The organism is Halomonas sp. MCCC 1A11062 (assembly GCF_021404355.1).
GTDB lineage: Bacteria > Pseudomonadota > Gammaproteobacteria > Pseudomonadales > Halomonadaceae > Halomonas > Halomonas aerodenitrificans.
Genome location: NZ_JABFTW010000003.1, coordinates 245,766 through 263,995, shown reverse-complemented (window position 1 = coordinate 263,995; position 18,230 = coordinate 245,766). Strand labels below are relative to the sequence as shown.

At 66.2% G+C, this 18,230-nt stretch carries 16 protein-coding genes; 6 read left to right on the top strand and 10 right to left on the bottom strand.

Annotated elements, in window-relative coordinates; translation table 11 throughout:
• The first annotated feature begins 1 nt into the window (after position 1).
• Entirely contained in the window at positions 2–1,123 is a 1,122-nt protein-coding gene (locus HOP58_RS05325; protein WP_234259755.1) for an ABC transporter ATP-binding protein, read from the top strand.
• A gap of 55 nt (positions 1,124–1,178) precedes the next feature.
• On the opposite strand, the gene HOP58_RS05320 is transcribed toward HOP58_RS05325, so the two are convergent.
• The 6 genes from HOP58_RS05320 to HOP58_RS05295 all read right to left on the bottom strand — a co-directional run bounded on the left by HOP58_RS05320 (position 1,179) and on the right by HOP58_RS05295 (position 6,704).
• The gene (locus tag HOP58_RS05320; RefSeq protein WP_234259754.1) at positions 1,179–1,619 is read right to left on the bottom strand and encodes a universal stress protein; all 441 of its coding nucleotides are present in this window, start codon (positions 1,617–1,619) and stop codon (positions 1,179–1,181) included.
• Positions 1,620–1,718: 99 nt separating this feature from the next.
• Positions 1,719–2,765: a TIGR01620 family protein gene (locus HOP58_RS05315; protein WP_234259753.1), complete on the bottom strand. Its 1,047-nt coding sequence runs from the start codon at positions 2,763–2,765 to the stop codon at positions 1,719–1,721.
• On the bottom strand, positions 2,762–4,153 hold the full coding sequence (locus HOP58_RS05310; RefSeq protein ID WP_234259752.1) for a YcjX family protein: 1,392 nt from the start codon (positions 4,151–4,153) through the stop codon (positions 2,762–2,764). Before HOP58_RS05310 ends, HOP58_RS05315 begins: the two co-directional genes overlap by 4 nt.
• A 26-nt stretch (positions 4,154–4,179) precedes the next feature.
• Positions 4,180–5,358, bottom strand: coding sequence for an MFS transporter (locus HOP58_RS05305; RefSeq protein WP_010627779.1), 1,179 nt, complete (start codon positions 5,356–5,358; stop codon positions 4,180–4,182).
• 19 nt (positions 5,359–5,377) lie between these two features.
• On the bottom strand, positions 5,378–6,415 hold the full coding sequence (locus tag HOP58_RS05300; protein ID WP_234259751.1) for a GlxA family transcriptional regulator: 1,038 nt from the start codon (positions 6,413–6,415) through the stop codon (positions 5,378–5,380).
• 97 nt (positions 6,416–6,512) lie between these two features.
• Positions 6,513–6,704 (bottom strand): hypothetical protein, encoded by a 192-nt coding sequence (locus HOP58_RS05295; RefSeq protein ID WP_010627781.1) that lies wholly within the window; start codon positions 6,702–6,704, stop codon positions 6,513–6,515.
• Between the two features lie 82 nt (positions 6,705–6,786).
• Between HOP58_RS05295 and HOP58_RS05290 the strand changes: the two genes are divergently transcribed.
• Both HOP58_RS05290 and HOP58_RS05285 read left to right on the top strand, forming a co-directional pair.
• Positions 6,787–7,341, top strand: a complete 555-nt coding sequence (locus HOP58_RS05290; protein ID WP_010627782.1) for a DUF924 family protein — start codon at positions 6,787–6,789, stop codon at positions 7,339–7,341.
• 85 nt (positions 7,342–7,426) lie between these two features.
• Positions 7,427–7,669 carry a GlsB/YeaQ/YmgE family stress response membrane protein gene (locus HOP58_RS05285; RefSeq protein WP_234259750.1) on the top strand — a complete coding sequence of 81 codons (243 nt, stop codon included), beginning with the start codon at positions 7,427–7,429 and terminating at the stop codon, positions 7,667–7,669.
• A gap of 69 nt (positions 7,670–7,738) precedes the next feature.
• Here the strand turns inward: HOP58_RS05285 and HOP58_RS05280 are convergent, their stop codons facing one another.
• Positions 7,739–8,425, bottom strand: a complete 687-nt coding sequence (locus HOP58_RS05280) for a hypothetical protein (RefSeq protein WP_234259749.1) — start codon at positions 8,423–8,425, stop codon at positions 7,739–7,741.
• A gap of 253 nt (positions 8,426–8,678) precedes the next feature.
• Between HOP58_RS05280 and katE the strand changes: the two genes are divergently transcribed.
• Positions 8,679–10,829, top strand: coding sequence for a catalase HPII (katE, locus tag HOP58_RS05275; protein WP_234259748.1), 2,151 nt, complete (start codon positions 8,679–8,681; stop codon positions 10,827–10,829).
• An 82-nt stretch (positions 10,830–10,911) separates the two neighbouring features.
• Here katE and gabT read toward each other — a convergent pair whose 3' ends face one another.
• Together gabT and HOP58_RS05265 are read right to left on the bottom strand one after the other, a co-directional pair.
• Positions 10,912–12,204 carry a 4-aminobutyrate--2-oxoglutarate transaminase gene (gene gabT, locus HOP58_RS05270; RefSeq protein WP_010627786.1) on the bottom strand — a complete coding sequence of 431 codons (1,293 nt, stop codon included), beginning with the start codon at positions 12,202–12,204 and terminating at the stop codon, positions 10,912–10,914.
• Positions 12,205–12,238: 34 nt separating this feature from the next.
• Positions 12,239–13,684, bottom strand: a complete 1,446-nt coding sequence (locus tag HOP58_RS05265) for an NAD-dependent succinate-semialdehyde dehydrogenase (protein WP_234259747.1) — start codon at positions 13,682–13,684, stop codon at positions 12,239–12,241.
• A 200-nt stretch (positions 13,685–13,884) separates the two neighbouring features.
• On the opposite strand from HOP58_RS05265, the gene HOP58_RS05260 reads away from it, so the two are divergent.
• On the top strand, positions 13,885–16,350 hold the full coding sequence (locus HOP58_RS05260; RefSeq protein ID WP_234254236.1) for a DUF1266 domain-containing protein: 2,466 nt from the start codon (positions 13,885–13,887) through the stop codon (positions 16,348–16,350).
• Positions 16,351–16,712: 362 nt separating this feature from the next.
• Positions 16,713–17,207 carry an NlpC/P60 family protein gene (locus tag HOP58_RS05255; protein ID WP_338073335.1) on the top strand — a complete coding sequence of 165 codons (495 nt, stop codon included), beginning with the start codon at positions 16,713–16,715 and terminating at the stop codon, positions 17,205–17,207.
• A 52-nt stretch (positions 17,208–17,259) separates the two neighbouring features.
• On the opposite strand, the gene HOP58_RS05250 is transcribed toward HOP58_RS05255, so the two are convergent.
• A complete protein-coding gene (locus HOP58_RS05250) occupies positions 17,260–18,147 on the bottom strand; it encodes a LysR family transcriptional regulator (protein ID WP_234259746.1) in 888 nt (295 codons plus the stop codon).
• Between the last annotated feature and the right edge of the window lie 83 nt (positions 18,148–18,230).

Sequence of the window (18,230 nt, the reverse complement as noted above, 5' to 3'; positions counted from 1 at the left end):
CATGGCAGCGCTTGAAATCAACAACGTGTGCAAGGACTTCGGCAGCGAGCAGGTGCTCAAGGACGTCAGCCTGGCGATCGACTCGGGGGAGTTTCTGATCCTGGTGGGGCCTTCGGGCTGCGGCAAGTCGACGCTGATGAACGCCATTGCCGGGCTCGAGCCGGTCACCTCCGGCGAAATCCGCATCGCCGGCGAGAACGTCACCTGGCAGACCCCGGCGGAGCGCGACATCGCCATGGTGTTCCAGTCCTATGCGCTCTATCCGAGCATGACCGTGCGTCAGAACATCAGCTTCGGCCTGGAGATGCGCAAGGTGCCCAAGGTTGAGCGCGAGGCGGCGGTGGAGCGGGTCGCCGAGCTGTTGCAGATCGCGCATCTGCTCGAACGCAAGCCTTCGCAGCTCTCCGGCGGCCAGCGTCAGCGCGTTGCCATGGGCCGCGCGCTGGCCCGGGAGCCCAAGGTCTACCTGTTCGACGAGCCGCTCTCCAATCTGGATGCCAAGCTGCGCGTGGACATGCGCACCGAGATCAAGAAGCTGCACCAACGCCTGGGCACCACCATCGTTTACGTCACCCACGACCAGATCGAGGCGATGACGTTGGCCGACTGCATCGCGGTGATGCGCGACGGGCGCATTCTCCAGCTCGGCTCGCCCGACGAGGTCTACAACGACCCGGTGGACCTGTTCGTCGCCGGCTTCATGGGCTCGCCGTCGATGAACTTCATCAGCGCCACGCTGGTGGGCGGGAGCGGGGCATTCCGGCTGCGCGTGGAGACCCCGGGGGAAGAGACGCTGGAGCTGCCCTGGCCGCGGGAGCGTGAAACGCCGGCGCTGGCCGGAAAGATCGGTGAGCGTGTGATCCTGGGGCTGCGCCCCGAGCACTTCACCGAGGACGACGCGCGGCTCGGCGAGTACGCCGAGGGGGTGGCACTCACGCCGCACATCACGGTGGTGGAACCCACCGGGGCGGACATCCTGCTGCAGCTGAAGCTGGGGGATGGTGAGGCCACCGCCCGGGTCGGGCCCAAGTGCCGGGTGAAGGCGGGCGAGCGGCTGACCCTGCGCATCGATATGGGCCGTGCAGTCATGTTCGACCGCGAGACGGAAAAGCGCCTGGCCTGAGCCGCCTGGGCCATTAAAGAGACAGGCCGCCTGGCGGCCTGTGTGCGTTACGGCATCAGCGTACGGTGATCACCGTGCACTCGGCCACATGGCTGACCTTGTGCGACACGCTGCCCACCACCAGCCCGCGCAGGTCGCTCAGGCCACGACTGCCCATGACGATGGCTTCGACACCGCGACGGCGCGCCTCGCTGACGATGGTGCGTGCCGGGTCGCCCTGGCCGACGGCGGTCTCCACCTGGGACACGCCCTTGGCGCGTGCGGCTTCGGCTGCCTTCTCGACGACCTGTCGGCCGATGTCTTCCCGCTCCGTGCGTGAGGCCTCGATGGCAATGGCACCGATGCCCCACACCAGCGTCGTCTCGTGGGAGAGCTCCTCGGGGATATGCAGGAGGTGCAGGGTGGCGTCGGCCTGATTGGCCAATAGACAGGCGACGTCGAGCGCTTTCTTGGCGCCCTCGGAGCCATCGACGGGAACCAGGATCGATTTGAACATGGCGGTTTCCTTAGGTTGTTGAGCTGTCCATATTCAAGAGCCTAGACCCTTGGGCAGAGAGTGTCATGATCCGGGTCAAGGGAGCGTCGGATCCCAACATCATTCCTGCTTTTCCAGCCGCCTCAACTGCTGCCAGAGTTCGCTGCGCAGATCGGCCATGCGTGGTGCCTCACCCTCGCCGAATACCAGCGGGCGTGTCAGGCGCTGGGTGCGCAGGCCGAGGCGGGCAGTGAGCAACCCCACCCCCATGCCCTGGCCGGCCCGCGCCGAGAGGCGCCCGGCCAGATTGAGCGAGAGCAGCTCCACCCCCGCATCGCTGGCCATCTCGGTGGCCCCGGCAAAGGCCATGTTGTAGAGCACGTTGCGCAGCAGGCGCAGACGGCTGGCATAGCCCAGCTCCAACCCGTAGAGACGGCAGATCCGGTCGATCATCGCCAGGTTGCGCCACGCCACCAGGAACATGTCGACCAGTGTCAGCGGGCTGACCGCCACCATCACCGCCGTTTCGCCGGACATGCGCGAGATCAGGCGCCGGGCCTGGCGGTCGCGGGGCGCAAGCAAATGGTGCGACAACAATTGGCGAACATCGTCGCCGGTATGATGCGCTTCCCGAGCGGCAAGAAAGGCCTGCCAGTGGGGATGATCGTCGTCGAGCCCGAGCTGCTGCTTGAGCACCTTGGCCAGGCTCAGCGCTTCCGCCGCGTCGGCCTCGGGCAGCCGGGCCAGGCGGCTGCGCAGGGCATCGTGGCGTTTCAGCCGACGCAGCCGCCACGCTTCACGCAGCAGCGCCCCGGCACCCAGGGCGATGGCGCCGAGCCCCAGCAGATGCCAGCCCCCGCTGAGCCAGTCGCCGCCGAGCAGGGCCTGCGGCAGGCGCAGGGCCAGTTCGACGCTGCCCAGTACGATGCCGCCGCCAAGCAGCGTCAGCAGGCCCCAGCGGCGCTTGCGCGGGCGGCCGAGACTGGCCTCCAGATCGCGCTCGGCGCGGCTCACCGGAGCTTCCTCTAGTGGCTGCGTCGGCAGCTGGCTGTCGAAGTCGAGCCGCGCCCGTGGCGTCTCCGGGCTAGGCGCCGCCGGCTCGTCAAGGGTGAAACGGCGAGCCGGACGCGGGTCGTTCTCCGTAGGCTCGTGACGACGATCGCTCATTGCAGCTTGTCTCCGATCAACCAGTCCAGGGCGGCATCGAGCCGGATGTGGGGCAGGGCGCCGCCCTCCCGCGGGGCGGGGCGAAAGGCGCGGAAGTCGAACCCTTGGCGGGCCCAGAATCCAGCCTCGGGCAGCTTCGCCGGCACCTCGCCGGGAAACACCAGCACCTCTTCGCCTGTCAGGGTAGTGCCGCGCAGCGCCGGGCTGCGTTCGTTCTTGTGACTCACCTCATGCGCCTCGGTGGCGCGTATCGCCGCCAGCGACAGCGCCTTGACCGGCACGTTGGCGTAGCGCAGGTCCTGCAGCGGCTCGGCCAGCAGGGCCTCGAGCAGTGCGGTCAGGTTGGCGTGCTGCTCCGGGGTGACGTGGTCGGCCTTGGTAGCGGCGATGGCCAGCTTGTCGATACGCGGCGAGAACAGCCGCGAGAGCAGGCTGCGCTTGCCGTAATCGAAGCTCTGCATCAGCGTAGCCAGCGCCTGGGAAAGATCCTCGAAGCGCTCCGGGCCGGCATTCAGCGCACCGAGCACGTCGACCAGCACGATCTGACGGTCGAAGCGACGGAAATGGTCGCGGTAGAAGGGCCTCACGATATGCTGCTGATAGTGGTGAAAACGCGCGGCGAGGGTGGCGTAGACGCTTTCTGGCGGCAGTTTGGCCAGCATTGAATCGTCGGCATCCGCCAGCGCCGGCAGCGGGAAGAACTGCAGCACCGGGGCGCCTTCCAGGTCGCCGGGCAGCAGAAAACGGCCTGGCTGCAGGTTGGCGAAGCCCGCCTCGCGGGCGGCCTGCAGGCTCTGGGCGTAGAGCGTGGCGACTTCGGCCAGTTCGGCCTCGTTGGCCTCGGCGGTGGGGTCGAGCCCGGCGGCGACACGCTCCCACTCGGCCAGCAGGGCGCGGCGCTGCTCGCCGGCGCCGGCCAGCATGGCGCGGCTCCAGCTCAGATAGTCGTGGCCCAGCAGCGGCAGGTCGAGCAGCCACTCACCGGGATAGTCGAACAGATCGAGATTGAGCTCGGCGGTCTCGGCGCGCAGCAGGCCCCGGCGTGCCGGTCGATAGCGGATTGACAGGCGCAGCTCGCTGATGCCGCGGGTGGGCTCGGGCCAGCGTGGCGGCTCGGCATCCAGCGCCGCCATGGCCTGGTCGTAGGGAAAGCGCGGCACGCCGAGGTCGGGTTGGCTGACCCGGCGCGCCCCCAGCAGCCGCCCTTCGCGGGCGGCCGGCATCAGGTCGAGCCGCGCCTCGAGGCCGGCATGACGCAGTTGGTTGACCAGCGAGGTGAGAAAGGCGGTCTTGCCCGAGCGCGACAGGCCGGTGACCGCCAGCCGCAGCTGACGGTCGCGGCCGCGCTCGATCAGATTGGTCAGCTCCCGGGTGAGCGACTGGCGCATTGGCGAGGAATCCCTTCACAGCGGTGTCAGCCGCTAATGTGAGGGTCTTGGCGGCGTCTGGCAAGGCGTTGCCAGCCGAGCAGCATGATGGGAACCAGCGACAGTGGCACCAGCAGGGCGTTGAGCAGTGCCCAGCCGAGCTGGTTGACCAGCGGCCCGGCCAGCAGCGCGGTGACGGCCACGGTGGAGAAGACCAGGAACTCATTGGCAGCCTGGGTGCGGGCCTTCTCCACCGGCCGGTACGTCTCGGTGAGCAGTCCGGTGGCGGGCAGGAAGGTGAAGTTCCAGCCCAGCCCGAGCAGGATCAAAGCGAAATGGAAGCCCGCCACGCCGGCCTCGACCTGGGCGGCCAGGCCGCTTGCCGCCAGCAGCACGCAGCCGGCGGCGATCATGCGCGGTGCGCCGAAGCGAGCGGTCAGGTGCCCGGTGAAGAACGAGGGCAGGAACATCGCTACCACGTGCCACTGGATCGTGGTGGCGACATGGTCGAAGTGGTGGCCGGCGCCGGCCATGGCCAGCGGCGTGGCGGTCATCGCCAGGTTCATCACGCCGTAGCCGATCAGCGCCGAGAGCACCGCCACCACGAACACCGGCTGGCGCAGGATCTCGCCGAGCGGTCGCGGCTGGCCGTCGCCGTGGGTCTTCTCGGCCGGCGGCAGCCGGGTCGCCAGCAGTACCAGCAGGGCCACCAGGTAGAGCGCGCCCAGGCCGATGAAGCTGCCGAGGAAAGGCGTGACGGCCGCCTCGCGACTGATGCGGGCCAGCCACGGGCCGAAGAAGGCGGCCAGCACGCCGCCGCCCATGACCAGGCCGATGGCTCGGTCGCGCAGGGCCAGCGGTGCCGCTTCCACCGCGGCGAAGCGATACAGCTGGCCGAAGCCGATGCCGATGCCGATCAGCCAGGTGCCCAGCATGAACAGCGTAAAGGCCTCGGTCACCAGGGCCTGGGCGGCCACGACCACACCGGCCAGCCCCACCAGGTTGCCGAGCAGGAAGCCGCGCTTGCGCCCCAGATGCGCCATGATCAGCGAGGCGGGAATGGTGGCGCACATCAGCCCCAGCCACTGGGTGGCGACCGGCGCCGTGGACCAGGCCGGGTCGGGGGCGAGGCGGGCGCCGATCAGCGGCGAAACCGCGATCAGCAGAATGTTACCGCTTACCAGCAGGGCCTGGCACAGCGACAGCAGCATGACGTTGAAGGGCATGGTGGCCTCCTGGGGGCGCTCATCCATCGTTCGAGAGTCGGGGTGTGGTGGCTGTCGATGTAGCGACTGTAGATGTAACGACTGGCCCCTTGGGGCCGAAGCGCTGGTAGTAGAGGCTGGGCGAAATGCCGTAGTGGCGCTGGAACAGGCGTCTCAGCTGCTCCGCGCCGCCCAGTCGCCACTGCCGTGCCAGTGGTTCCAGCGGCGGCGACCGCTCGCTGGCCACCAGCGCCAGGCGGGCCTGCTCCAGGCGCAAACGGGTCAGGTAGGCACCGGGCGTGGTGGCGAGCTGCTGACGGAACAGGCGCGACAGGTGGCGCGGCGTGACCCCGATCGACTCGGCCAGCCCATCCAGGCAGTGGGGCGCGCCGGGGTCGGCGTGGAGGCGGTCGAGCAGCTTTCGCAGCGCCCCCTGGGCGCGGTTCTGGCTGCGCAACACTTCACTGAACTGCGACTGCCCGCCGGGGCGGCGCAAAAACAGTACCAGCTCGCGGGCGACCTGGCCGGCCAGGGCACTGCCGTGGTCCGCTTCGAGCAGCGACAGGGCCAGGTCGATGCCGGCGGTGACCCCGGCGCTGGTGAAGCGCCCGGCCGACTCGACGTAGAGGGCATCGGGTACCACTTGAACCGTGGGATGCTCGTGGGCCAACTGGGCGCAGTGCCGCCAGTGAGTGGTGGCCTGGTGGCCGTCCAGCAGGCCGGCGTCGGCCAGCAGAAAGGCGCCGGTACAGATCGAGCCCAGCCGGCGAACCTGGCGTGCCTGATCGCGCAGTGTGGCGAGCAGCACCGGGCGCTGACGCTGGCTGACGATACCGCGACCGCCGGCCACGAGCAGCGTATCCAGCGGGCCGAGCGAGGCAAGATCGCTCCAGGCCGTGTCGGCCAGCAGCGGCAGGCCGCCATTGGTCGCCACGCTGCCCGGCGCATCGGCGGCAAGATGCAAACGATAGAGCTCACGGCCGCTCAGATCGTTGGCCGAGGCGAAGACCTGCCAGGGGCCGCTGACATCGAGCAACTGGCAATCGGGGTAGGCGAGGATGACGACGGTACGCGGCATGGCAAACTCTCATGACGAGACGTGTTGCCAGTTTCCGCTGATGGCTGGATGTCTGCAACGACCGATATCCCACCGATTGGGACATCGGTGAGTCGCTTCACTGGACCAGTAGCCCCTGGATCCAGATCGGCGTAGTGGCGACCACGAAGCCGAGCCCAGCCAGGGTGTAACCGGGCCAGCGCGTCTGCCGATACTTCCCCCGGCGCTGGGCCAGGGTCAGCCCGGCGATACAGATCACCAGGCCGATGAGGTTGAAGACGAAGGTGAACATGCCGAGCATGGGCGTCATGGTATCTCCCGAAGCGAACGGAGGGTGAAATAAACGCGACCGAGGCTCATGATATCAAGAGTATGAAACCTGAGGACACGACATGAGCGAGAGCCTGCCCGGCCGCGACGCGGTAATTGCCTTCTGGTTCGAGGAGCTCGAACCTGCCCATTGGTTTCGTAAGGACGAAGCGCTCGACGGTACGATACGTGAGCGCTTCAGCGCGCTGCACGGCGCCGCCGCGGCCGGTGAGCTGTGGCACTGGCGCGATACGCCGCAAGGACGGCTGGCCGAGATCCTGGTACTCGATCAGTTCTCACGTAACCTCTATCGCGACGATCCTCGAGCTTTCGCCCAGGATGCCATGGCGCTGGTGCTGGCCCAGGAGGCCGTGGCCCACGGGCTGGACGGTGGGCTCGACGTGACGTGGCGCAGCTTTCTCTACATGCCCTACATGCACAGCGAGTCGCTCAAGGTGCACGACGAGGCAGTGCGCCTGTTCGACCAGCCGGGGCTGGAAGACAACCTGCGTTTCGAACATCTGCACCGGGATATCCTGCTGCGCTTCGGCCGCTACCCGCACCGCAACGCCATCCTCGGCCGTGAGTCGAGCGCCGATGAGCTGGCGTTTCTCGAGCAGCCCGGCTCGTCATTCTAAGCTACGCTTTGCAGGGAAGCTGCGCTCAGGCACCATTATTAGCCCCTCTGGGGACAGGACCGACCAAAAGGAGAGGAGAGACGACATGGGACTTATTGCCTGGCTGGTCATCGGCGGGCTGGCGGGTTGGATCGCCGGTAACATCATGCGCGGTGGCGGATTCGGCATCCTGCCCAACATCGGCGTGGGGATCGTGGGAGCCGTGATCGGTGGCTTCCTGTTTCGTCTGCTGGGGCTTCAGGCCGGCGGCTTCATCGGCTCGTTGGTCACGGCGACGGTGGGGGCCGTAGTGCTGCTGTGGATCATCTCTAAGGTACGGCAGTCCTAATCTCGATGCAGTGACACGACTCGGCCCGGGCAACTGCCCGGGCCGAGTCGTCTGGAGCCGGGCGCTCTGCTAGAAGGTGTAGCTCACGCCCACCACCGCCACCGGATAGACCGGCCATTTCTCGGCATCGTTCTCGAGACGCTGCTCTTCCTGACGAATCGCCTGGCGCAGCTGCGCCGAGAATGGATTGTCCAGGTTTTCGACACCACTCGATGTTCTCAGCGATACGTCCGGATCGGTGGGAATCACGCCGACTTCGGCGAACACACCAAAGCCGCTGCGATGCGACTGGCGCCAGCCCACTCCGGCATAGGGTTGCACGCCGTCAGCGAGGGTCACCGTGCCGTGCAGGGTGCCGAGGGCATCGGCCGGATACTCCTGGCCATTGAACTGGTAGCTTGCGCCGCGCGGCCGGCCCACCACGTCGGCCTCGATATCCGGCAGCATGAGGCCGGCGCTGAGGAAGAATCCTCCAGCAAAGGGGTAGTAGTCCAGCGTCAGCTTGCCGGCCGCCAGATTGACGTCGCCGTCGTAGTCGACGTCACTGGTGCTGTAGTCGGTGCTCCAGTCCAGGCCGCCGGTGTAGCGCGCAGAGATCCCCAGACGGTCGCTGAATCGCCACGCCACGTCGGCGCCCACACCGGTGCTGCCGGCAACCGCCCCCAGCGTTATCCGGTTGTTCTCCTGGGCCTGGGCGTGAGTCGTACCGAGCAGGCACAGAGTGGCTATCACGCCGGTGGCCGTCATCCTTTTCATCGATTCAATCCTCATTCCTGCCATCGTTTGCGGTACTGCGCCGCCTCGTTCAGTTACCCAGTATCGGCCGGAGTGGGTGACGGCTTGAAGCGATTAATGTTTTCTTTTGTTGCCATAGTCTATGGCGATTGGCGGTCAGCAGGGGTGGAACTACCTTGTCAGTCGGAGCTTTAGAATCATAACTGCCGGGGCAAGGCGGAGCGCAGTGTGCGCCAGGGAGGATGGATCCCACTGTCACTACAGGAGTTCGAGCATGGCGAACAACCCCCACACCACGTCCAACAGCGGCCAACCCAACGACACCGACTTCAAGACCGACGAGCACAGCAAGTCCGAGAATCTGGAGAAGTACCGCAGCGATGCCACCGGGCACGACCTGCGCACCAACCATGGCACGCGCATCGCCGACAATCACAACTCGTTGAAGGCGGGCGAGCGCGGGCCGACGCTGCTCGAGGACTTCATCTTCCGCGAGAAGCTCAATCACTTCGACAATGAGCGTATTCCCGAACGTATCGTGCATGCCCGTGGCGCCGCGGCGCATGGCTACTTCCAGCCCTACGACAGTGCCGCTCAGTACTCCAAGGCAGGGCTGTTCCAGGACCCCGGCAATAAGACGCCGGTATTCGTGCGCTTCTCCACCGTACAGGGGGCGCGCGGCTCCAACGACACGGTGCGCGACGTACGCGGTTTTGCCACCAAGTTCTACACCGACGAGGGCAACTGGGATCTGGTGGCCAACAACATGCCGGTGTTCTTCATTCAGGATGCGATCAAGTTTCCCGACTTCGTGCACGCGGTGAAGCCTGAGCCGCACAACGAGATCCCTCAAGGACAGTCGGCACACGACACCTTCTGGGACTTCGTCTCGCTGATGCCCGAGTCGACCCACATGGTGCTGTGGACCATGTCCGACCGCGCCTTCCCGCGGCATTACCGCAACATGGAAGGCTTCGGCGTGCACACCTTCCGCCTGATCGACAAGCAGGGCAAGGCGCGCTTCGTCAAGTTCCACTGGAAACCGCTGGCCGGCACCTGCTCGCTGATCTGGGACGAAGCGCAGAAGCTCTGGGGACGTGATCCCGACTTCAATCGCCGCATGATGTGGGAAGACATCGAGAACGGCGACTTCCTCGAGTACGAGTTCGGCATCCAAGTGGTCGAGGAGGAGGACGAGCACAACTTCGACTTCGATCTACTCGATCCCACCAAACTGATCCCCGAGGAGCAGGTGCCGGTCATCCCAATCGGCAAGATGGTGCTCAACCGCAATCCGGACAACTTTTTCGCCGAGACCGAGCAGGTCGCCTTCAATCCCGCGCACATCGTGCCGGGCATCGACTTCAGCAACGACCCGCTGCTGCAGGGGCGGCTGTTCTCCTATCTCGACACCCAGATGCTGCGCCTGGGCGGGCCCAATTTCCACGAGATCCCGATCAACCAGCCGGTGTGCCCGTTCCACAACAACCAGCGCGACTCGATGCATCGCCAGACCATCAACAAGGGGCAGGCCTCCTACGAGCCCAACTCCATCGACGGCGGCTGGCCCAGCGAGACCCCGGCAGGGCCGGAGCACGGTGGCTTCGAGTCTCACTACGAGCGCATCGACGCACACAAGATTCGTGCTCGCAGCCCCTCGTTCGGCGATCACTACTCCCAGGCCACGCTGTTCTGGAACAGCCAGACCGAGGTCGAAAAGGAGCACATCATCGCCGCCTACACCTTCGAGCTCTCCAAGGTGCAACGGCCCTGGATCCGCGAGCGGGTGATCAAGGAGATCCTGCCCAACATCGATCTCGAGCTGGCGCGCCGGGTCGGCGAGAACCACGGCATCGAGGCACCGAGCGAAAAGCCCGCGCCTGCCGAGGAGCTGGGAACGAGCTCCCAGCTGGAATCGTCCGCCCTGAGCCTGATGGCGCGCCTTCCCGGCAACATCAAGTATCGTAAGGTGGCGATCCTGGCCGCCGATGGGGTCGACGCCGGCCAGGTCGAGGCGATCAAGCAGAAGCTCGAGGCCGAAGGCGCCGAGGGCAAGGTGATCGCCCCCAGCATGGCCCCGTTGAAAGCGGCCGATGGCAGCCAGGTGACCCCCGACGCCATGCTCAACGGCATGCCTTCGGTGGCGGTGGACGCGGTGATCGTGCCCGGCGGCACCGACAGCGTGGATGCGCTGGCCCGCTCGGGGCTCGGTCGTTACTACGTGCAGGAAGCCTACAAACACCTCAAGGCAGTCGCCGCGGTGGGTGAGGGCAAGATGCTGCTGGATGCCGCGGACATACCCACCAACGAGGAGGGTGTGCTGACCGGCGCTTCGCTGGATGACGTCTTCACCGCGCTGCGCGATGCCATGGGGCAGCATCGGGTGTGGGCTCGTGACCCGAAAGCCAACGACATGCCCGCCTGATAGCCTATTGCGCTCGACGATACGGCATGAACGAAAACGCCCGCCGGCATGAGCCGGCGGGCGTTTCGCTACGTGGTCACGATCAGGCGGTGGCCTTGCTGCCGACCAGTTCCGTGAGCGCGGCTTCGACGATGCCCAGGCCCTCTTCGAGAATCTCGTCCTCGATGGTCACCGGCATCAGGAAGCGGATGGTGTTGCCGTAGAGGCCGCAGGAGAGCAGGATCAGCCCCTTCTCGCGGGCCTTCTTGCACAGCGCGGCGGCCAGGTCGGCGTCCGGGGTGTGCTTGGCCTTGTCCGACACCAGGTCGAGGGCGGCCATGGCACCCATGTTGCGGGCGTTGTCGACGCAGTCGAAGTCGCTCTGCCACTGGGCGAAGCGCTTGGCCAGCTTGTCGCCCAGGGCCTGGCTCTTCTCGAGGATCTTTTCCTCTTCGAAGACCTCGAGCACCGCCAGGGTGGCTGCGCAGGAGAGCGGGTTGCCGGCATATGTGCCGCCCAGAGAGTTGGAGCCGGAGGCATCCATGACCTTGTCGGTACCCACCACGGCGGAAATCGGCATGCCGTCGGCCATGCTCTTGGCCATGGTGATGATGTCCGGCTCGACGCCGCTGTGCTCGATGGCGAACAGCTTACCGGTACGGCCGAAGCCCGACTGCACCTCGTCGATGATCATCAGCATGCCGTGCTCATCGCAGATCTCGCGGATCGCCTTGAGGAAGCTGGCCGGGGCCGGGTAGAAACCGCCTTCGCCGAGCACCGGCTCGAGCACGATGGCGGCAGTATCGCGGGGGTTGGCGTCGGTCTTGATCGCCATCTTCAGGCCGCGGATCGCCTCGTCCTCGCTGACGCCGTGATAGGGCACCGGGAAGGGGGCACGGAAAACGTTGCCCGGCATGGTGCCGAAGTCGGCGGCGTAGGGTGCGACCTTGCCGTTCATGGCCATAGTCATGAAGGTACGGCCGTGATAGCCGCCGTCGAAGCAGATCACGTTGTTCTTGCCGGTGGCGGCGCGGGCGATCTTCACTGCGTTCTCTAGCGCCTCGGCGCCGGAGTTGACCAGCATCACCTTGGCATGGCCGCGCACGGGCGTGACCTGGCTGAGCTTTTCCGCCACCTTGACGTAGCCCTCATAGGGCATGACGGTCTGGCAGGTATGCATGACGCGATCGAGCTGGGCCTTGACCGCCTCGACCACCTTGGGATGGCGGTGGCCGATGTTGAGCACGCCGATGCCGCCGGCGAAGTCGATGATGCGGTTGCCGTCGGCGTCCCAGATCAGCGCATTCTCGGCGCGGTCGGCGAACTGGGTGGCGGGGCTGGCGGCGCCGTTGGCCACGTAGCGCTGCTTGAGTTCGTTGAGCTGTGCGTTGTTCATCTTGCCTCCCTTCGTGCGTGGACGTTGCAGGCGATCAAAGGCCGCCGACACAGACGTATTTTAGTTCAGTGAATTCATCCAGGCCGTGATGCGAGCCTTCGCGGCCCAGGCCTGACTCCTTGACGCCGCCGAAGGGCGCCAGCTCGGTGGAGAGAATCCCCTCGTTGACGGCCACCATGCCATATTCGAGACCCTCCATCACATGCCAGATCCGGCGGTAATCGCGAGCGTAGAAATAGGCTGCCAGGCCGAACTCGGTGGCATTGGCCATGGCGATGGCCTGCTCGTCGCTGTCGAAGCGGAACACCGGTGCCAGCGGGCCGAAGGTCTCCTCGCGGGCCACACGCATCTCATCGGTGACGTCGGCGACCACGGTGGGCTGGAAGAAGGTGCCGCCGAGCGCATGAGGCTCGCCGCCGCAGACCAACCGGGCGCCCTTGGCCAGGGCGTCGGCAATGTGGGACTGCACCTTGTCCACCGCGGCCTGGTTGATCAGCGGGCCCTGCACCACGCCCTCGTCGAGGCCGTTGCCTACCTGCAGCTGGGCGACCCGGGCGGCGAGCTTCTCGACGAAGGCATCGTACACACCGCTCTGCACCAGCAGACGGTTGGTGCACACGCAGGTCTGGCCGGAGTTGCGGTACTTGGACGCCACCGCACCCTCGACCGCGGCGTCCAGATCGGCGTCGTCGAAGACGATGAAGGGGGCGTTGCCGCCCAGCTCCATGGACGCCTTCTTCACCGTGCCGGCGCACTGGGCGAGCAGTCGCTTGCCGACGGCGGTGGAGCCGGTGAAGGAGACCTTGCGTACCCGCGGGTCGGTGGTCAGCACTTCGCCGATCTCGGCGGGGCGGCTTGCCGTGACCACGTTGAGCACGCCGGCGGGGAAACCGACCTGCTCGGCCAGCCTGGCCAGGGCCAGGGCGGTCAGCGGCGTAGCCTCGGCGGGCTTGATCACCACCGGGCAGCCAGCGGCCAGGGCCGGTGCGCACTTGCGGGTGATCATCGCCAGCGGGAAGTTCCACGGTGTGATCGCCGCCACCACGCCGATTGGCTCGCGAAACACCAGGATGCGCTTGTCGGCTCCGTGGCTCGGCAGGGTCTCGCCGGCCATGCGCTTGGCCTGTTCGGCGTAGAACTCCACGAAGGAAGCGCCATAGGCCACCTCACCGCGGGACTCGGCCAGCGGTTTGCCCTGTTCCAGGGTCATCATGCGGGCCAGCGACTCCTGGTGAGTCATGATGGCGTCGAACCAGGCTCGCAGCAGGGCGGCGCGCTGCTTGGCGGTCTGACGGCGCCAGGCCGGCCACGCGGCCTCGGCCGCCGCCACGGCGTCGCGCGCGTCGTCTGCGCTCAGGTCGGGCACACTGGCAAGCGTTTCGCCGTTGGCGGGGTTGGTCACGTCGAATCGCCGCTCGGCGTCGCGCCACTGGCCGCCGATGAAGGCCTTGTCGCTGAAGATGTCGGCAGGGAGGGACATGGGAGCTCCAGTGTTGATTATCTTATCTGCTGAGTGTGCATTATTTAAAACGCATCGCCAAGACCTGGAAGCTTGCGTCATGAGCTTTTTTCCGCGCCAAGGTCATCGGCGCGCGCGGCGCTTTCCGCTACACTAGGCGCCGGTTTCCCGGGAGAGGCGATGCCGCTCCTTCTTATGCTGGTTGAACGTCGAGGTGAGACTTGGTCGATCCCCTTTTCGCCTGGTGGGCTCAGCAGTTGGTCCTGTGCGACTGGGCCTTCGAGCCCGAACCCAACATGATCGATGCCCAAGCGGCCAGCGCCAGGCTGCAGGCGCTGGGCGTGGCCGATCGCGGCGAGCTGGGCTGGCGGCTCATCGAAGCCTTCGGCACCGATACGGCCGACCCGGCCCGGCTGCTGGCTGCACTGGAGCTGCTCGCCCTGGCGGGGTCGGCCAAGTGGCTGACCGAGCCACGCCTGCGCGGCTGGTTGATGCGGGTGACCGAGGAGATCGCCAGCCGCTACGACAGCCTCGCGGAATGGCTCGAGGCGCTGCGCCACGCCAAGAGCGCCGAGGGCTGGGTGCGCGGTGACGACGATTTCTGGGAAGCCTGTGAAGCGCTGGCGGCACTCGAGCGCGACGGCGATGGCATCACCTGGGACGCCTTGACCGCGTGGGTGGCCAAACGGCGCAAGGAGCCGCGCCCTTCACTCTGGGCCGACGAGGAACATGCCGGCATCTGGCGTCTGCGGGCGGCCTTCTCTCCGGTGCTGGAGGCTCCACCCACCGCCATCGACTGGCCCGGCGTGGCGGAGTGGATGGAGCGTTACTGGCAGCTCGAGGGTCGCGAAGGGACGATCCAGACCCTGCTGTGGCTGGCGGGATACGGGCACCGGCAGGGCTGGGATCTCGATGCCGCTCGCCTGCTGACGGCCTCGAGTGCCGAACGCCAGGAGTGGCTTGCCGGTCTTGCACCTGGCGAGCGTGACTATGGCAAGGTGTTGCTGGGTTTCATCGAGCACGGTGAGCCGCTCGAGTGGGCCGCCTGGGACTGGCTGCGCATGGTCGATCTGGCCTGGGCCGGCGCCTGTGCCGGCTGGCTGAGCGTCGCCGAGGCCCAAGAGCTGGCCGCGCATGCCGCCGATCTGGTGCTGCGCCGCTACAGCGACTGGTCGGCGCTGGCGCGGGCCTACCAGCGCGGCTGCAGTCTGTTCGAAGGGCGCGACCGGTTGGGTGACATGCAGCGCGATTGGGGGTTGCTGTTCAACTCGCCGGTCAGCCCCTGGCGTATGCCGTTGCAACAGTTGATGAGCGAAGCGGAGCGAGAGACATCGCGTGCAGCGATAATGGCCTGGCGGCGCTCACCCAGGCATTGGGTGCTGGCACTGGCCGCGGTACGCGAGCCCGAGTTCGGCATGCGCCAAGGCGTCGCCGCGGCGGTAGCCGCCGAGCGGCGCGGCGATGCGCTGCGCTATCTCGAAGAGACCCTCGGCCTGCACCCCGACGAGGGTGTGCAAGCGCTCACTCGTTACTGGCTGCCGGCACAGGCACATCACCTCAATCAACTGGCCGCCGATGCCGCCCACGGTATTTTGCCCGACACCGAGACGCCGTTCGGTCGGCCCAATTCCGCCGACAGGGCCATGCTCGAAGCGATGAGGCAGGGCAGTCGCCATGCGGCGACCATTCACATGGCCGAGAAGTATGCCTTCTATCTGCAGATGGCCATGGACAGCGAGGCATTCGATTCCCAGGCGCTGGAGACGCTGGCCGAGGCGCTGCGCGGTACTCTGTGCCGCTTCTATCCCGATGCCCGGCGCTTGCTGGAGGCCTGGGCTCAGTGGGAGGCGCTGCTGCCTGAAGGAGAGCATCCGCCGCTGGTGCATGAGATCCGCTGGCACCTGGAGGATCCGGGCAGCCCCTTCCACTGGCTCGACTGGCACTCATCCCAGTGGCAGGAGCCGGGGCCTCGCCCCACGCTGTCGCGCTTCACGTCCATGGCACTGGTAGGGCCGCTCAACAATGCCGCCTGGAGTGAACCGCATGTGGAAAGCGAACGCGAGGCGGTGTCGATTCGGGAGTGGATCGATAGCCATTACGGCCTGCATGGGCGCCGCGAGCTTGCCGAATTTCTGGATTTCCTGCTCGAGGCGGGCGATCGGCAGGAGTATCAGATCAACTACGCCCCTTATACCCTGAATACCCAGCGGTTGGCGTCGGAGATCGCCATGCTGGAGAGCGGCGACTGCAGCGAAGAGGATCGCAACCACCTGTTGCGTCTGCAGCGGGTACGCGACAATACCGATGGCTGCAATGAGCTGGACATGACCGCCTGGGATGTGGCCCAGGCGGTGGATCTGGCCATTGCCGGAAGACAGCTGGGCTGGCTCGACGACGACGCCTTCAGCCAGGTGCTGGATCGGGCCCATGGGCTGGCCGCGGTACACTACGGTAGCTGGACGGCCTATGCCAGCGGGCTCTACGCCGGTTTCTCGTTCTTCATGGGGGAGACCCCCGAGCGGGATGCCTTTCTGGGCAGCTTCCGCCAGGCCCTGGTGGCATGGCTTTCGGGGGCGCCGCCGCTGACCGGTCCCTGGGCGAGCCTGGACTTTCCCGGGGCGAGACCGCGCCATTGGGCGCCTATGCATATCGACACGTTACCGGGCGATGTCAAAACGCTACATTAGGGCTCGCTCTGGTCAGGAAGTGTGGTTTATAGTCAGCAAGTTTATTGAACCGGCTCCCCGCTGAGGGAGCTTGGAAACGGCCAAATCGCGAGCCAGCGCAAGGCCGCTTTGGCAGTGGTACGGGCGACACGTCGCCAAGCACCACTACCACAGCGATCCTCTCGGGCAGTCAGGTAGAGCTTCTTGCTCGACCCGGGCATGCGTGCGGCTCAGGGAAACGAGGACCTCGCAAGATGGTAGCCACGGGATCGAGTCGTATCGCTCTACTCGGTGTATTGTTGGCGTTGTTGTCCGGATGTGCTGGCCCATCGAAAACGTCGTTGGAGGCGCCCGACGACTACTTTGCACGACAGTTGCCCGGCATGTCGTCCTCCTTCAATCCGATGATGTCTCCGGTGGACAATCCCATCCTCCGGGTCAGCAGCCTGCACAACCCGCCGCCCGAGCTGATCCGCGAAGCGCTGCTGGCGCAGCACGAGCGCTGGGCCGGGACCCCTTACCGGATCGGCGGTACCGGTCGCAACGGGATCGACTGCTCGGCGTTGGTGCAGACGATCTTCAGCGAAACCTTCCGCCTGCAGCTGCCGCGCTCTACCGGCGAGCAGGTGCGGCAGGGCACCGAGATCTCCCGCGATGAGCTGCAGGTCGGCGACCTGGTCTTCTTCCGTCCTCCGGGCCGCTACGACCACGTGGGCATCTACGTTGGCGACGGCTACTTCCTGCACGCCTCCACGTCCCGGGGCGTGAAGCTCTCGCAGCTCGGCAACAGCTACTGGCAGCGCTATTACTGGCAGGCGCGCCGGACCCTGGAACCGACCACGCTGGCACAGCGCGTCACCGAACCGGGCGAAGGCTGAGAAGCATCTCTGCATACCCCTCAAGAAGCGTCAGCGCGATGGCGCTTCACTCTTACAAGGCGTCGCGGTGAGCGATGACGTACTGTACGAAGGCGCTCTCCGCCCGCGACAGATAGGCGTCCTGGGCCCAGGCCAGTGACAGGTCGAGCCAGGCCGGGTTGGCGAAGGAGACCGCCGCGAGTCCGGGCTCATCCACCACCCGGCGCAGGAAGGTGGTGATGCCGAAGCCCTGACGCACGATGGCCTTGGTCAGAGGTATCAGGTTCGACTGGAAGGCCACGTTAGCCGTGAGCCCTGTCTGGCGCGACAGGGCCTCGACGAACTCGCGATGAAAGTAGCCGTCCTGGAACAGCACCAGCGGCTCCTGAAAGAACTCTTCCGCCGTCACGCTGCGGCGCCTGGCAAAGGTGTGGGTGCGCGGCACGCAAACCACCATCTCTTCACGCGTCAGATGCCGCCGCTCCATGGGCCGGCTCTGCTCGTCGTCGACCACGACGCCCAAGTCCAGCTCGCCCGCGGCAATCATGCGCTGCAGCCGGCGTGCGCCGGCTTCCACCACGGTGAGCCGAATACCGGGATGCTGCGCCTTGAAACCCATCAGCAGCGGCGGGAAGTAGTAGGAGCCGAGCATCGAAGGGATGCCGATACGTACCTCGCCCTTGACCAGACCGTGCAGCTCGCGCATGGCCAAGTGGGTGCTCTCGGCGCGCTCGAGCAGCTCGCGGGCATGGGCGTACAGCTCCTCTCCTTCCGGTGTCAGGGCGATACGACGCTCGTGACGGTGGAACAGGATCAGCTCCAACTGGCGTTCGAGATTGGCGATCGTCTGGCTGATGGCGGACTGTGCCACGTGAAGCTCGCGGGCGGCAGCGCTGAAACCGGCGCGGTCGGCGACGGTGACGAAGACCCGCAGGGCGCGTAGATCGAAGGGCAGGGCCATGGCACTTCCTAATAAGAGCGAGCGTGAGAACGGTGATAAGAATAATAGATGGCTACGATCTTTTTATTCTGTTTGGCTTATCA

Coding starts and splice junctions, on each gene's coding strand:
- HOP58_RS05325 (WP_234259755.1), top strand. CDS start 2: ATGGCAGCGCTTGAAATCAACAACGTGTGCAAGGACTTCGGCAGCGAG.
- HOP58_RS05320 (WP_234259754.1), bottom strand. CDS start 1,619: ATGTTCAAATCGATCCTGGTTCCCGTCGATGGCTCCGAGGGCGCCAAG.
- HOP58_RS05315 (WP_234259753.1), bottom strand. CDS start 2,765: ATGAGCGATCGTCGTCACGAGCCTACGGAGAACGACCCGCGTCCGGCT.
- HOP58_RS05310 (WP_234259752.1), bottom strand. CDS start 4,153: ATGCGCCAGTCGCTCACCCGGGAGCTGACCAATCTGATCGAGCGCGGC.
- HOP58_RS05305 (WP_010627779.1), bottom strand. CDS start 5,358: ATGCCCTTCAACGTCATGCTGCTGTCGCTGTGCCAGGCCCTGCTGGTA.
- HOP58_RS05300 (WP_234259751.1), bottom strand. CDS start 6,415: ATGCCGCGTACCGTCGTCATCCTCGCCTACCCCGATTGCCAGTTGCTC.
- HOP58_RS05295 (WP_010627781.1), bottom strand. CDS start 6,704: ATGACGCCCATGCTCGGCATGTTCACCTTCGTCTTCAACCTCATCGGC.
- HOP58_RS05290 (WP_010627782.1), top strand. CDS start 6,787: ATGAGCGAGAGCCTGCCCGGCCGCGACGCGGTAATTGCCTTCTGGTTC.
- HOP58_RS05285 (WP_234259750.1), top strand. CDS start 7,427: ATGGGACTTATTGCCTGGCTGGTCATCGGCGGGCTGGCGGGTTGGATC.
- HOP58_RS05280 (WP_234259749.1), bottom strand. CDS start 8,425: ATGAAAAGGATGACGGCCACCGGCGTGATAGCCACTCTGTGCCTGCTC.
- katE (WP_234259748.1), top strand. CDS start 8,679: ATGGCGAACAACCCCCACACCACGTCCAACAGCGGCCAACCCAACGAC.
- gabT (WP_010627786.1), bottom strand. CDS start 12,204: ATGAACAACGCACAGCTCAACGAACTCAAGCAGCGCTACGTGGCCAAC.
- HOP58_RS05265 (WP_234259747.1), bottom strand. CDS start 13,684: ATGTCCCTCCCTGCCGACATCTTCAGCGACAAGGCCTTCATCGGCGGC.
- HOP58_RS05255 (WP_338073335.1), top strand. CDS start 16,713: ATGTCGTCCTCCTTCAATCCGATGATGTCTCCGGTGGACAATCCCATC.
- HOP58_RS05250 (WP_234259746.1), bottom strand. CDS start 18,147: ATGGCCCTGCCCTTCGATCTACGCGCCCTGCGGGTCTTCGTCACCGTC.